Here is a 15,035-nt window from a genome sequence, read left to right as displayed (position 1 = left end):
TCCTCACCGGGGTGCGGCGGATGCCCAGTACTCCCCGTCGGGGAACCGGAACCGCGCCACCGAGGCCTCGTACATCTGCGTGGAGTAGCCCGGACGCGACGGCAGCACGTAGCCGCTGCCGGCACCGGTGTCCGTGACGACGCAGGGGTCGGTGAAGTGCTCGTGCAGGTGGTCCACGAACTCCGTCACGCGGCCCTCCAGATCGCCGGCGATCGCGACGTAGTCGAGCACGGAGATGTGCTGGACCATCTCGCAGAGCCCGACGCCTCCGGCGTGGGGGCACACCGGCACGCCGAACTTGGCCGCGAGGAGCAGCACGGCGACGATCTCGTTGATGCTGGCGAGGCGGCCGGTGTCGAGCTGGCAGAAGTCGATGGCCCCGGCCTGCATGAACTGCTTGAACATGACCCGGTTGTGGCAGTGCTCGCCGGTGGCGACACCGGTGGGGGCGACGGCGCGGCGGATCTCGGCGTGCCCGAGCACGTCGTCGGGGGAGGTCGGCTCCTCGATCCACAGCGGGTCGAACGGCTTGAGGGCGTCCATCCACTCGATGGCCTGAGGGACGTCCCACACCTGGTTGGCGTCGATCATGAGCTTGCGGTCGGGGCCGATGACACGGCGGGCGATCGACAGTCGACGGATGTCGTCGTCGAGATCGGCGCCGACCTTGAGCTTGATGTGTCCGTAGCCCTCGTCGACGGCCTCCTGGCACAGACGCTCCAGCTTGTCGTCGCCGTAGCCCAGCCAGCCGGCCGACGTCGTGTACACCGGGTACCCGGTGCGTTCCAGGTGGGCGATGCGCTCGGCCTTGGTGGCCGCCTTGGCCTCCAGGAGGGCGATGGCCTCGTCTGCGGTGAGGGCGTCGGAGAGGTAGCGCAGATCGGCGACGGCGACGAGCTCGGCGGGTTCCATGTCCGCGAGCAGGCGCCAGAGGGGCTTGTCCGCCCGGCGGGCAACCAGGTCCCAGGCGGCGTTGAGGACGGCCGCGAGCGAGAGGTGGACGACACCCTTCTCGGGGCCCAGCCAGCGCATCTGGGAGTCCGACGTCAGGGACCGGTAGACGCCACCCATGTCGGCGGCGACCTCGTCGACGTCGCGGCCCACGAGCTCCGCGGCCTGCTGCCGGGCGGCCTCGGCCACGATGTCGTTGCCGCGGCCGATGGTGAACGTCAGGCCGTAGCCGGCCAGCGGTTCGCCGTGGGCGTCGATGCTGTCGGTGCGGAGGACGACGTAGGCCGCGGAGTAGTCCGCGTCCTTGTTCATCGCGTCCGAGCCGTCCTTGTCGAGCGACGTCGGGAAACGGACGTCCTCGATCTCGACGCTGGTGATCTTCGCCATGGTTTCCTCGCTCGTCCCCGCTTGCCCGCAGAATACATCAGATGACTTGATCACCGTAGAAGAGTGACGGTCGCGCGGTCAAGCCTGCATCCGACCCAGAGCTCCCGTTGCACGTCGCCTGATGCTCGACAGGGCGGCGAGACCCACTCGATGACGCTCATGAATGATTGGATCATTGCCGCACGAGTCGGGCTGCGCGTGCGCGTGGACGGCGGAGCCGGCCGACGGTCGCTCAGGGCCCCGCGAGTCGCCAGAACCGCGAACACAGAGATCGCTGCGGCAAGCGTGATCCCGCCGCTCGGCAGAGCGCCCGGGGACGGCGGTGCGCGCCGCCATCTCCTTCGAGGCGCTCGACGGCGGGGATCGATGGTTCGGGACGGGACGGTCGCACGTTCTTGGTCTGTCCAGGATCATGTCGACGCCGACGGGTGACGGAAACAATGGAAAGGGCTTGCCGAGGAATCTGGGCGGCAGTAGCGTCGGCGCTGAGCGGGTGCCGATGCCCGCCGGGGAGTGAATGCGATGAAGCAGTTACGAACTGGTCGCGCCCGTCGCGCGATCGCGTCGTCGACAGCGGCGACGATGACCGTGGGGCTCGCGGTGGCAGTCCTGCCATCGGCGGTCGCCGACCAGCCCGAGAGCGAGACCACCACGCTCGCGCCGACCGCCGACCTCTTCGTCCAGGGAGGTGATGCCCAGATCACGGAGTCTCTGGTCGCCGGCCGCGGTCGTGAGACCCTCATGCGGTTCGACCTGAGCGAGGTGCCCGATGACGCCGTCGTCACCACGGCAGACCTCGACCTGACGAAGTACCACGGTTCCGGCAACACGATCGTCGTCAGTGACGTCGTCGGCGCCTGGGACGACACCGTGTCACGGGACACGATGCCCGAGCTCGGCGCCGAGCTCGGACGCGGTGACGTGCCGAGCGGCCGGGCGGAGGTCACCTTCGACCTGGCCGAGGCCGTCGCCGAAGCGGTCGCCGCCGGGCAGGACGACTTCGACCTCCACCTGGACCAGCTGGGGGAGTGGGCCTCGGAGTTCCGCTCCACGCGCTACGGCGCCGAGGGCGACCGTCCGGTGCTGTCGGTCACCACCATGACCACCGACGCCTTGGTCGCGGCCGACGCCGAGGAGCTCGCCTCGCTGGTGAGGAATCCCGTCTACACCGACATCGAGCTGCCCGGCACGGGTGAGCACGGGTCGGAGCTGACGTGGACGAGCAGCAACCCCGATGTCGTGGCGGCCGACGGCACGATCACGCGCCCGACCACCGCGGAGGACGCCACCGCGGTCCTGACCGCCGAGGTCACCTACGGCGACTCGAGCACGACGGCGGAGATCGAGGTCGTGGTGCGCGGCACGTACGACGTCGAACCGCAGCATCCGCAGATCCTCGCCAGCACCGAGACCGACGAGCGGCTCGACGACCTGGTGGCGAACCACGACTGGGCGGCCGAGTCGTTCGATGCGATCGTCGACAAGATCGAGCCGCACGCTGACCGCCATCAGACGGACCCCGACTGGATCCTGTCGAGAATGGCTATGTTCTGGACCGAGGGTGAGCGGTACACGCAGGTGTACATCAAGGATCAGCGTTTCGATCACGCCGAGGGCGACGCACCGGTGCCGACGCTGCGTTTCCCCGCGATGCGCATCTGGAACGACAACAAGAACGCTCCGCTCGAGGACCGTCTGCCGTACAGCGAGGACGGGTCCATGATCAACCAGCACGGCGAGGTGGTCCCCTATGAGGAGACCGGCCACATGATCCGCGGCAACAACGAGGAGATCCTGTCCCTCGCAGAAGAGGCTGCGTTCCTGTACCACGTGACCGGCGAGGAGAAGTACGCCGAGTTCGGTGCCGACATCTACTGGCAGTGGCTCCTGGGCGTCTACTACATGAACCCTGCCCTCGACCCGGGTGAGTCGATGGGAGGGCCCGGAGGCTACGAGCCGGGCGGCAACCTCGGTTACTACGACTACGAGGTCATCCACGACCCGATGGGCGGTCAGGCCGCCATCGTCTACGACTACCTGTTCGACTATCTGCAGGAGAACCCGGATCCGCACCTGGAGGTCATCGGCGAGGACATGGTCGACGTGTCCAGCGAGGTCTTCAAGCGGTTCATCGACATCGGGTTCGTGCGCGGGGCGAAGCAGTCCAACTGGAACGTCAACGGATGGAAGTGCATCCTCGACGCGGTCCTCGCCCTCGAGCCGAACGACTACTACGCCGACGGCAGGGGGCGCGAGCACTACCTGCACTACTACACGACGGAGACCACGCAGTACCACAACGCGCTGCCCGACATCCTGCTCGAGTACGACCAGACCACCGGCCTGTGGCCGGAGTCGCCGGGGTACGCCTCGGGGATGGTCGAGGCGTTGCTCGACTTCGCCGCGCCGATCTACAACAACGGGATCGACACCATCGGGGAGAACCCGATGCTTGAGAAGGCCGCTCTCGCGGTCGGCTCGTGGCTGGACGACCGGGGCACGCTGGTCGTCTTCGGTGACGGTCGCGGCGGACAGCCCAGCTACTCGCCGTTCGAGCGGCTGAACTGGTACTACCAGGAGATCGGCGACACCGAGGGTGCCACCATGGTCTCGACGGTCATCCACAACGCCATCGAGGCAGGGCTGTACGAGCGGTCCTCGATGTCCTACCTCGACCTGATGTACTCGGCGCCGCTGGTCGAGCCGTCCGACGGCAGCGCGGACATGACACAGACCGCCTACTCGCCGCACCACCGTCACCTCGTGCAGCGCAACGGTCAGGGCGCGGACACGGCGCTCATGGCCACCGTGTACGGGGGATACGACGGCGAGCAGCACCTGACGGCGAACGGCCTGGCCGCGCAGATCTACGGCAAGGGGTGGGCGACCGGCCCCCAGGCCAAGTCGTACGAGTCGTACTGGTCGGACGACATCACGTACTCCCGCCACGAGGCCGGTGCCAACACGGTCGTGCCCGGCTACCACCACGGGGAGATCACGGTCAACGCCCTCGACCCCGCGGTGCCGGACGACGGGCTCACGAACGTCGAGTCCGTGTCGCCGTGGAACTCGTTCAGCGACGTCTCGGCGAACGACCACCGCCGACATCTCGCCATCGTGCGGACCTCGCCGACGACGGGCTACTACGTCGATGTGTTCCGCGCCGACCAGGAGGACTCCGACTACATCTGGCACAGCCTCGGCGACCGCGTCGAGCTGACCGGGGCGGAGGGCGAAGCACTCGAACCTGCCGCTGCGGACGACCTCGGTTCACCCGTGCCGACGTACCGGTTCTTCAGCGACCCGGCCAAGGTCGCCTACGACGACGACGTGCGCGCCCGGTGGACCGTCGACGACGGCGTGTCCGACGGCGTGGACCTGGTCACGGACATGTGGATGGCCGGGGGTGCGGACCGCGAGGTCTTCACCGTGACCGCGCCACCCACCACGGCCCGCGACAACATCACACCGGGCAACGTCAACGCCCACGACGACCCGACCGACGCGGTGATCGTGCGCCAGAACGGCGCCAACGCCGCCGAGACGCCGTTCGCAGCCGTGTTCGAGTCGACCGGGTCGGACGAGCTCAGCATCACGGACGTGGACGAGTTCGGCGACGCGGCCGGCTTCACCGGTCTGGAGGTCCTCAGCGCGGACCTGGACGGTCGGACCGACCGCGTGTTCACCAGCACCGACAGCGGTACGGTCCAGCCCGTCGAGGGAGCCGAGTTCGCCGGCCTGTACGGCGTGCACTCCACCGACGACGACGGCTTCGTGAGCCTGTACCTCGGTTCGGGCACCCAGCTGGTCGACGGTGGCACGGGCGTCACGCTCGACGAGTCCGGTGCGGCATGGTTGAACACCACCGAGGACGGCTACACCTACACCGCGACCCAGCCGGGGACGCTCCGGCTGCCGCTGGCCACCGACGATGGCGAACCGTCCGTCGAGATCGATGCCGGTGATGGCTGGACGTCCGTGGAGTCGACCGTCGACGGTGGCGACCTGCTGGTCGACGTGCCGGCCGGCGAGGAGCTGAAGCTCCGCGTCACCGCTGCGGAGCCGGTGCAGGACACGGTGCGTCCGGTGGTGGAGCTGGTGTCGCCGTCGTCGTCGGGTCCGTTGGCGGGGTTGTCGGTGCGGGTGGATGCGACGGATGAGTCGGGTCTGGAGCGGATCGTGGCGAACATCTATCGCGATGGTGAGCTCGTCAAGAGCACGCAGTCGGCGGTGGCTGATGGCGCCACGTCGGGTTCGCACACGGCTGAGGTGTCGTTGCCGGACGGGGACTACGTGCTGAAGTTCAACGCTCATGATCTGGCCGGGAACGTCTCGAGGACGGGTCGGGTGGAGTTCACCATCGACGCGACTGCCCCGCGGGTGACGGTCAAGGATGGTGAGCGGTTCACCGTGGGTGGTCCGGACTCGTTCGAGAAGGTCAGCTTCAAGTTGTTCGATGCCGGGCTGGTTGATCGGGTCGAGGTCAACGGTGTGGTCAAGGACTTGTCGGACAACCGGTGGTCGGACGTGAACTTCCTGGTGCCGGGCACGTTCGGTGCCGTGCAGGGGGCCAACGTGCTGGAGGTGTTCGACGTGGCGGGCAACTCCGCCACGGTGGAGTTCACGCTGGGCTGACCTGGCCGACCCGGCGTCGGGCGTCCTCGTCCCGAGACTCACGGGTCCCGGGACGAGGACGCCCGGCCCGGGGCCTGGCGAGCCGAGCTGGTCGGAGAAGAAGTGCTGCAGTCCGCGGTTCGATCAGTCAGGGCGACGCGGCGACGGCTGCTCACCGCGGTGCGGTATGCGCCGACGTCGCCATGCATCGAGGACGTGGCGCTTCATCGTCTCGGACGCCTCGTTCTCATCGCCGCCAGCGACCGCGGCAAAGATCTTCTCGTGCTCGGCCAGGGTCACGTGCAAGTTCTCGCTCGGATCGATGCCGTGGTACCGGGCGCTCGACAGCGCTCGTCGGAAGAGGATCCGGGCGATCGACTCGGCCAGACGATTGCCGGACTGAGCCATCATGGTCTGATGGAAAGCGGCATCGGCCGCACGGAAGGCCGTCTCGTCGTCCAGGCTCGACCGCATCTCGAGCAGGTGCCCCTCGAGCTCGGAGAGCTGCGGCGCGGTCCTGCGCATCGCCGCTTCGCCCGCCATCACCGACTCGAGCTGAGCCCGGACGACGCTCAGCTCGTCCAGGACGCCCAGCGTGTCGTCGTGCTTGATCAAGGACGACAGGATCACCTGGTCGAGGATGTTCCACGAGCTCGTGGGGTTGACCGAGGTCCCGCGCCCTCGCGCGATAGTGACGAGCCCTTTCTCTTCGAGTCGCTTGACCGACTCTCGGATGACGGTCCTGCTGACGCCGAAACTCTCGATGAGCGAGCTTTCCGGTGGTAGCAAGGTTCCTGGCTGCAGTCGCCCCGCCACGATCGAGTCGACGAGCGCATCGACGACCGCCACCCCGAGCATGGGTGCCGGCTGGTTCTTGGCAGCGAAGAGGGGTCCGAAGAGCTCGCTCTCCGCCGCCGCAGGGGAAGGCTCCGTCATGCCGTGAGCCTAATGGCGGCACCGGCGGACGTAAAACGTATGATCTCTCCTGGAGACTGGACATCAGACGTCATACGTCCTACGGTGGGCGCTGGCTATGGCGCTGGTCACAGTCGACCATCATCGGATCAAGGAGGACCCCATGTCCATGACATCCCCGAAGCGAGTGCGAAGCCGCACCTCGCGGCGGCTCGCGGCACTCGTGTCCACCCCGCTCCTGCTCGCTGTCACTGCCTGCGGGGCATCTGCGGACGGCGGCGAAGATGCCGCGGACAGCTCTGGCGAGACCGGCAAGCTCGTGGTGTGGGACTGGAAGTCGGGCGACCCCACGGCCCAGAACTACTTCGACGCAGCACGGGCCGACTTCGAGGCCAAGTACCCCGACGTCGAGGTCGAGTACGTCGCGCAGCCGTTCGACAACTACTACACGCTGCTCGGCACCGCGATGGAGTCGGAGTCCGGCCCCGACGTCGTCATGTTCAACGGCGGCGCCCAGATCCGCGACCGGGTCGACAGCCTCCTCCCGCTCGACGACTACGTCGGCGACTCTGCGACCCGCCTCACCGGTTGGTCCTCCTTCCAGACGGACGGGGCCACCTACGGCGTGCCCATCACCCTCCAGGGCCACCCCTTCTACTACAACAAGGCGGTCTACGAGGCGGCGGGTCTCGACCCCGAGACCCCGCCGGCCACCTACGACGAGCTGACCGCCGCCTGCGAGGCGATCGCCGAGACGGACAACGACTGCTTCGCCCTGGGCAACAAGGAGGGCATCGGCATCGAGTTCCACCTTTCGGCGTACGGCGTCGGCGTGTTCTCGACCGAGCAGTACGACGCCTGGCTCGACGGTGACCGTGACTGGACGAGCCCCGAGGTGAAGCAGATCTTCCAGATGTGGGCCGATCAGAACGAGGACGGCTGGTACAACGACGGCGTGAACTCCACCGCTATGTTCATGGACCAGTTCACGAAGTTCCAGGGCGGGACAGCTGGGAACACCATCGGTCTCATCTCGGACGTCGCCCACTGGAAGAGCTTCGACGAGTTCCTCGGCGAGGATCTCGGCGTCTTCACACCGCCGCAGGTTACCGACGAGGGCGGATCCTTCCTGCCGGCCGACGGAGGCATCGGGTACGCGGTGACCGACTGGACCGCCGACCCCGACCTCGCCTACGAGCTCGTGGAGAGCCTGTCCAGCACCGACGCCCTGACGGCGTTCTACAACGACGCCGGCGCCATCGCCTCCGACACCACCATCGACGCGTCCGACTCCGGCATCGGGGCGGCGGACGAGATCGTCTCGTGGCTCCCCGAATCCCGTCCGGTACTGCACAGCGCCCTGTCCGCGGAGACGCTCGAGCTGATGCACCGCCTGTCGCAGCAGCTCGTCGACGGCGACGTCACGGTGGACGAGACCCTCGAGCAGCTGGCGGCTTCGGACCAGTGAGCGACTCCGTGGCCAGCGCCTACCCCCGGACCAAGAGCAGGACCATGGCACGAGCGTCGAGCAGGCAGCACGTCCGGCCGACCAGCACCCGCACGACGGCCAGCCGAGGCCGCCGGCGGCGTCGCTGGACCGAAGACAGGTGGATGCCGTTCGTCCTCGTCGCGCCCGCGCTGCTCGTCGTCGTCCTGCTGCGGATCGTGCCGCTCATCATGGGAGCTAGCTACTCGCTCACCGGGGACGGCGAGGCCAACGGAGCGTTCGTCGGGCTCGAGAACTATCGAGAGCTCTTCAGCGACGAGCTGTTCCTGACCGCCATCAAGAACGTCGGTCTGCTGTTCCTCGCTCTGCCCGTCGCGGTGGCGGTGCCCGGACTCCTGGCGACCTTCCTCTACCTGAAGGTCCCCGGGCACCGCCTCTACCGCAGCGTGTACTTCGTCCCGGTCGTCCTGTCCCCGGTCATCATCGGCGCCATCTTCAACGTCGTCCTGTCCTTCGACGGTCCCGCCAACCAGTTCCTGCAGGTCGTCGGCGCCGAACCGATCGATTGGCTCGGCGACTCCACCTTCGCGATGTGGACGGTCATCGGCGTGCACATCTGGGCGACCTTCGGTATGGCCCTGGTCATCTTCATGGCCGGGTTCGCCACCGTCGACCAGTCTCTGCTCGACGCGGCGCGGACCGACGGGGCGAACCTGCTCCAGACGATCCGGCACGTCATCATCCCCGAGCTCAGCCAGACGATCCAGTTCGTGTTCATCACGACCATGATCGGCATGCTCACCAACATGTTCGGGCTGCTCTACATCATGACCGCTGGAGGACCCGGCGGCGCCACCTACCTGCCCGAGCTCTACATCTGGGTCCAGCAGGGACAGATGAACCGCCCGGCACTCGCCTCCGCAGCGTCGATGGTGCTGTTCGCCCTGATGCTCGTCGTCGGGCTCCTGCAGATCCGTCTCATCAAGCGTGCCACGAAGGAGGGCTGAGGAGATGCTCAACCGCGGATTCAGCCGCTGGATCATCGCCGCGCCCATGGTGCTCCTGGCGATCGCGACGATCTACCCGCTGCTCTTCACCCTGAACGTCTCGCAGAAGACCCGTCAGGAGTACGTCCTGGACCGGTTCGGCCTGACCGACACCGTCGGTCTGGACAACTTCCAGGCCGCGTGGCAGGGCTCGGGCCTCGGGACCTACGCCGTGAACTCCACGATCGTCACGGTCGGCGCCGTCGCCGCCCTGCTGGTCCTGGGGTCGATGGCAGGCTTCGCCTTCAGCCAGCTGACGTTCCGGGGCAGCAACTTCATGTTCCTGATCGTGCTGAGCGCACTGCTCATCCCTTTCCAGGTCATCATGGTGCCGTTCTTCCGGGTGCTGGGCACCACGGGCCTGCTCGACACCCACCTGGGTCTGATCCTCGCCTACACGGCGCAGTTCCTCCCCTTCACCGTCTACCTGATGACCAGCTACTACTCGCGGATCCCGCACGAGATCGTCGAGGCTGCGCGGGTCGACGGGTCCACGACGCTCGGGGTCTACGCACGACTCATGCTGCCTCTGGGCCGTCCCGCGCTGCTGTCGGTGGGTATCCTCAACGCGCTCTTCTGCTGGAACGACGTGCTGATCTCCCTGCTCGTCATGCAGAGCCAGGACAACCGCACGCTCATGGTCGGCGTGACGGCGCTGCGTGGCCAGTACAGCGACAACATCCCGCTGTTCGCCGCCGGCGTGATCCTCGCCGCGCTCCCGATGCTGATCATCTATCTCATCTTCCAGAAGCAGATCACCGAGGGCGTCACCGCCGGGTCGACGAAGGGCTGATCTGATGCGCATCACCGGATATCGCACCCTGACCACCCTGCATCGCTGGGGCCGGCCGGTCGGCGACGTGAACGGATTCGTCGAGTCCGGCGTCACCGCCGTCCCGATCGTCCTCCTGGAGACCTCCTGCGGACTGACGGGTGTCGGCCTGGGAGCCCAGAACGGCCTCGAGGTCGTCTACCCTGCCCTCGACGGGCAGGACCCGCGTGCCGTCCAAGGACTCTACGACCGGATGTTGGCCTGGGTCTTCAAGGCAGGCCATTCCGGTGCGACCTTCGGGGCTATCGGGGCCCTCGACATGGCGCTGTGGGACCTCAAGGCCAAAGCCGCTGGTGAACCGCTGTGGCGCTTGCTCGGTGCTCGTGACCACGTCGTCCCCGCCTATGCCTCGGGCCTTGACGGCCCGCTCGACGACGATCGGCTGCTCGACGTGCAACAGCCGTTCGCCGAACGCGGGTTCGGCGCGGTCAAGCTCAAGGGCGGCCTCGACGTCGACACCGACATCCGCCGTCTCGAAGCCGTGCGTGACCTCTATGCGCGGGAGTCCGGACGTGCGCCGACTCTGATGCTCGACGCCAACGAGAGCTGGTCCCGCAAGGAAGCGATCCGACACGTCCGTCGTATCGAGGACCGTCTGCCGCTGGCCTGGATCGAGGAACCGGTTCGACGTTGGGACGTCGAGGGCCACGCGCACGTGGTCCGCTCCGTGGACGCCGCCGTCGCGACGGGGGAGAACCTGACCGGGCTCGAGCACTTCCGACCGTTGCTGCAGCACGGCGCGGTCGACGTGGTCCAGACCGGCAGCGTGTGGGGCATCACCCACTTCCTGCGTGTGGCCGGACTTGCTCATGCCTTCGACCTCCCGGTCAGCCCGGTCGCCTACAACACCAACCCGATCGCCCACGCCGCCGCCGTCGTCCCGAACCATCTCGCGACGGAGGTCCAAGACCTCGGGTTCCCCGTGGGGCTGGCCGTCGACCAGTCGTTCGAGGACGGGCAGATCGTGCTGGGCAGGTCCGCTGGTCTCGGCATCGAGGTGGACGAGGCCGCGGTGCTCGCCCTGGGTGAACAGGCCGACTGGGGGCTCGCGGGAGGCCCGCACGTTCGCCCTCGCAGGGCCGGCCACCGACTCATCGCCCCCGAGCCGCATCTCTTCGCGCGCCGCCGCACGCCATCGGTGCCGGACGTCGCGCCGTCGCCCGACCGTGTGGATCGAGTGCGGGCTGATGCGTCGCCCAGCCACCTGGCGGCCGACGACCGATCCGAGTGGAGCCGGTGACGGGGAGGTCGCACCTGACCCAGTCCGTCGAGAGAGGGCTCAGGCGACGAGAGAGCGCCGCCCTTGGCATCAGACGTCATACGTCCTATAACATAGGCCTCCCGTTGCATGGACGCACGGGGATGCCGACCGGATCAAAGGAGACTCCGTGAAGTCGTTCGACGATGATGTCCGACCCCGTCGACAAGTGCCGAGACTCGCCAGCGGCATCGCCACCGCCCTTGTGGCTGGCAGTCTGATCGCCCCGGCATCGGCTGCGACGCCGGCGCCGGACCTCACTCTCTGGACGTCGCCGGACGGATCCGGCGACGCGTGCAGCGAGGCGACCCCGTGCGCCCTGGGCACTGCTCACGAGATCGTTGCCCGGGAAGCGGCGTCGGGCATCGACGCCGTCGTCTCCGTGGGTGACGGCGTGTACCGGTTGACCGAACCCCTTCGGTTCACCGCCGCCGACGGCGGGCAGGACGGCGGTACCGTGTCGTGGCAGGCCGCCCCCGACGCCCAGCCCGTGTTCTCCGGATCGACACCGGTGACGGGGTGGAGTGTCGCTGATGCTGACGCTGGCGTCTACGTGGCCGACGTGGACGGCTCCTTCCGTTCCCGTCAGCTCTACGTCGACGGTGAGGTGGCGCAGCGGGCCAAGCTCGTGGTCTCCCGGGATCAGGTCGAGCTCACCCCGGACGGCATCAGGCTCACCGCCCCCGATCTCGTGGCCGAGCTCGCTGCGGTGGACGACGAGTGGTTGGACCTCGGTGGCATCCAGAACTTCACGCACCGCTACTCGCCGGTGGAGTCCGTCGACGGGGACTTCGTGACGATGTCTCAGCCTGCCTGGGACAACAACACCTACGGTTGGGACACTCTTCAGCGGCCGTTCCGTGCCGACGAGCTCGCGTTCGAGAACGCCCGCGAGTTCATCGACGAAGCCGGTGAGTGGTACCTCGACGCCGACGCGGGCCAGCTGTACTACAAGCCCGCGGCCGGTGCCGACATCACCGAGTCGACGGTCGAGCTTCCCCGGCTCGAGGAGCTCGTGCAGGTCGCCGGCACGCTCGACGAGCCGGTGACGGACCTGTCGTTCTCCGGCATCACCTTCACCGGGACGTCGTGGCTCGGCGCCAGCGACGGCTATGCCAGTCAGCAGACCGGCGCATACATCGGCGAGCGCCAGCCGGAACGGGACGAGGACATCACGCCCGACGACGGAGAGATCTTCGAGGCGTTCAACGACTGCGCCCGCGGCTGCACCCAGTTCGAGGCCAGCCGCAAGGGCTGGAACATGATCCCGTCGGCCGCGCGGGTCTCGGCGGCGTCCAGGGTAACCTTCGCGGACAACACCTTCGTCAACCTCGGCTCGGGCGGGCTCGGGATCGGCAACGACGGCGGCGCCACCGGTGACGACGCCGTGCTCGCCGCCCAGGACGTCACCGTCACGCGCAACGTGTTCACCCGGAGCGCGGCCGGCGGCGTGCTCGTCGGCGGTGTGCGGCCCGACGCCCACCACCCCTCCGACGAGCGGATGACCGTCAAGGACATCACGGTCACCAACAACGTCGTCACTGATTCCGCAGAGGTCTTCCGCGACCATGCGGGCATCTTCGCGACGTACGTCGACGGCCTGACGATCGCGGACAACGAGGTCACCGAGATGCCGTACACCGGCATCGCCGCCGGCTACGGCTGGGGCATGTGGGACGTCGGGGGGAACCCCGAGTACCACGACCGCGGTGCTTTCCGGTACTACGATCCGTACGACACTCCGACGACGTCGCAGGACGTCGTCATCGAGGAGAACTACCTCTACGACGTCATGCAGTCGATGCGCGACGGCGGCTGCATCTACACGCTGTCGGCGATGCCGGGCTCGCGCATCGACCGCAACTACTGCGACACAGCGTCGCACGCGTTCGCGATCTACAACGACGAGGGTTCACAGGGCATCACCGAGGACCGGAACGTCTTCGTCGACGTGAACCGATACCTGCAGGTGAACGGTCAGAACGGGAACAGCTCCTGCTGCATCTCCATGACCAACACCTACACCGACAACGGCAACGCCCACTTCCAGGCCCATCGCGACCAGTCGGTCACGGGCACGGTCGACATCAGCGGCCAGTGGCCGGTGGCGGCGACCCGCCTCGCGTACGACGCTGGGCTCGAGCACGGCCTGCGCACCGCACCTGACGCGCGCCGTTCGGCTCTGGGGGCGTTCCTGAGCGCCTCGGAGCCCAGCCCGACCGCCGGCGAGACGTTCACTGTCGCGGCCGAGCTCGCCAACGTCGACCAGGCCGGTGTGCTCGGCATCACCGACCTCTCGATCGAGAACACGCTCGGTTGGGAGATGACCCCCACCAGGGAGGTCCCGGCGTCGATCGCGGCGAACGAGTCCGTGGAGCTCGTCTGGGAGGTCGCTGTGCCCGAGGGCGCATCCTTCGTCGAGTCGACGACCGTCGAGCTCGAGATCTCCTCCCGGCTCGGCGACGTCGACTTCCACGACGTGCGTAGCATGACGGTGTCGCTGTCAGCACCGAACGTGCCGCCGATCACCGAGGAGCTGGCGACGTTCACGAACACCGACGCGACGTTCACCCAGGGCGACGGGACGTACTCAGTGTCCGGGGCCGGGACGGACATGTTCGAGGGCTTCGGGATCGTGGAGGACCAGTACGGTGCGTTCTACCAGCCCGACAGCGCCGGTCGGGAGTCGGTGTCGACGGTGCGCGTGGCCGAGTACGACGACCGGGTGCGCAACAGCAAGGCCGCCCTGGTGCTGCGCAACGACATCACCCGGCCGGGTGCCTCCACAGGCTACGTCGTGCTCGCCGCGCAGGCGGAGAGCGGTGCGACGCTGTTCGCCGACTCTGACGGTGACGGCTTTGTCGACGACTACCAGCCTGCGGGAGAAGGCAAGATCGAACCCGTGTTCCTGCGCCTGGCGCGGGTCGACTCCACCGTCACGGGATACGTCTCCGACGACGGTGAGTCATGGCAACAGGTCGGCGACCCGGTGACATTGGTCGACGGTGACGAGATGCTGGACGTCGGGCTCACCTACGTCTCGGCGAAACCGGGCACCGTCGGTACGGCCAGCTTCGACAACTTCACGATCCACAACGCCGACGCTCCGGTGGATTCGGTGCGTCCGGTGGCCGAGCTGGTGAGGTCGACGCAGTCGGCGGTGGCTGATGGCGCCACGTCGGGTTCGCACACGGCTGAGGTGTCGTTGCCGGACGGGCAGTACTCGATGAAGTACAACGCCCAGGACCTGGCGGGCAACATCGCTCGCACGGGTCGGGTGGAGTTCACCATCGACGCGACGGCCCCGCGGGTGACGGTCAAGGATGGTGAGCGGTTCACCGTGGGTGGTCCGGACTCGTTCGAGAAGGTCAGCTTCAAGTTGTTCGATGCCGGGCTGGTTGATCGGGTCGAGGTCAACGGTGTGGTCAAGGATTTGTCGGACAACCGGTGGTCGGACGTGAACTTCCTGGTGCCGGGCACGTTCGGTGCCGTGCAGGGGGCCAACGTGCTGGAGGTGTTCGACGTGGCGGGCAACTCCTCCACGGTGGAGTTCACCCTGAGCTGACCAGACCGCACCTGCTGCGA

Annotated in this window: 8 protein-coding genes; 6 read left to right on the top strand and 2 right to left on the bottom strand. The window is 67.6% G+C overall.

Going from position 1 to position 15,035, the window contains the following annotated elements; genetic code table 11:
* Positions 1-3: 3 nt before the first annotated feature.
* A complete protein-coding gene (locus tag UQW22_RS03945; RefSeq protein ID WP_407319580.1) occupies positions 4-1,338 on the bottom strand; it encodes an enolase C-terminal domain-like protein in 1,335 nt (444 codons plus the stop codon).
* Positions 1,339-1,860: 522 nt separating this feature from the next.
* Between UQW22_RS03945 and UQW22_RS03940 the strand changes: the two genes are divergently transcribed.
* Positions 1,861-5,973, top strand: coding sequence for an immunoglobulin-like domain-containing protein (locus UQW22_RS03940; RefSeq protein ID WP_407319578.1), 4,113 nt, complete (start codon positions 1,861-1,863; stop codon positions 5,971-5,973).
* Between the two features lie 123 nt (positions 5,974-6,096).
* On the opposite strand, the gene UQW22_RS03935 is transcribed toward UQW22_RS03940, so the two are convergent.
* Positions 6,097-6,888 carry a FadR/GntR family transcriptional regulator gene (locus tag UQW22_RS03935; protein WP_407319577.1) on the bottom strand — a complete coding sequence of 264 codons (792 nt, stop codon included), beginning with the start codon at positions 6,886-6,888 and terminating at the stop codon, positions 6,097-6,099.
* Between the two features lie 142 nt (positions 6,889-7,030).
* Here UQW22_RS03935 and UQW22_RS03930 point away from each other — a divergent pair, with 142 nt between their 5' ends.
* The 5 genes from UQW22_RS03930 (at position 7,031) to UQW22_RS03910 (ending at position 15,015) form a co-directional block, all read left to right on the top strand.
* Positions 7,031-8,335: an ABC transporter substrate-binding protein gene (locus UQW22_RS03930; protein ID WP_407319575.1), complete on the top strand. Its 1,305-nt coding sequence runs from the start codon at positions 7,031-7,033 to the stop codon at positions 8,333-8,335.
* Positions 8,336-8,478: 143 nt separating this feature from the next.
* On the top strand, positions 8,479-9,321 hold the full coding sequence (locus UQW22_RS03925) for a carbohydrate ABC transporter permease (RefSeq protein WP_407319573.1): 843 nt from the start codon (positions 8,479-8,481) through the stop codon (positions 9,319-9,321).
* Between the two features lie 4 nt (positions 9,322-9,325).
* The gene (locus UQW22_RS03920; protein WP_407319572.1) at positions 9,326-10,153 is read left to right on the top strand and encodes a carbohydrate ABC transporter permease; all 828 of its coding nucleotides are present in this window, start codon (positions 9,326-9,328) and stop codon (positions 10,151-10,153) included.
* 4 nt (positions 10,154-10,157) lie between these two features.
* Positions 10,158-11,432 carry a mandelate racemase/muconate lactonizing enzyme family protein gene (locus tag UQW22_RS03915; protein WP_407319570.1) on the top strand — a complete coding sequence of 425 codons (1,275 nt, stop codon included), beginning with the start codon at positions 10,158-10,160 and terminating at the stop codon, positions 11,430-11,432.
* A gap of 148 nt (positions 11,433-11,580) precedes the next feature.
* Positions 11,581-15,015: a hypothetical protein gene (locus UQW22_RS03910; RefSeq protein ID WP_407319568.1), complete on the top strand. Its 3,435-nt coding sequence runs from the start codon at positions 11,581-11,583 to the stop codon at positions 15,013-15,015.
* Positions 15,016-15,035: the final 20 nt, after the last annotated feature.

This window comes from Isoptericola halotolerans, assembly GCF_045689585.1.
GTDB classification, from domain to species: Bacteria; Actinomycetota; Actinomycetes; order Actinomycetales; family Cellulomonadaceae; genus Isoptericola; species Isoptericola halotolerans_B.
The sequence above is the reverse complement of the archived record's forward strand: the minus strand, read 5'-3'. Positions and strand labels throughout refer to the sequence as shown.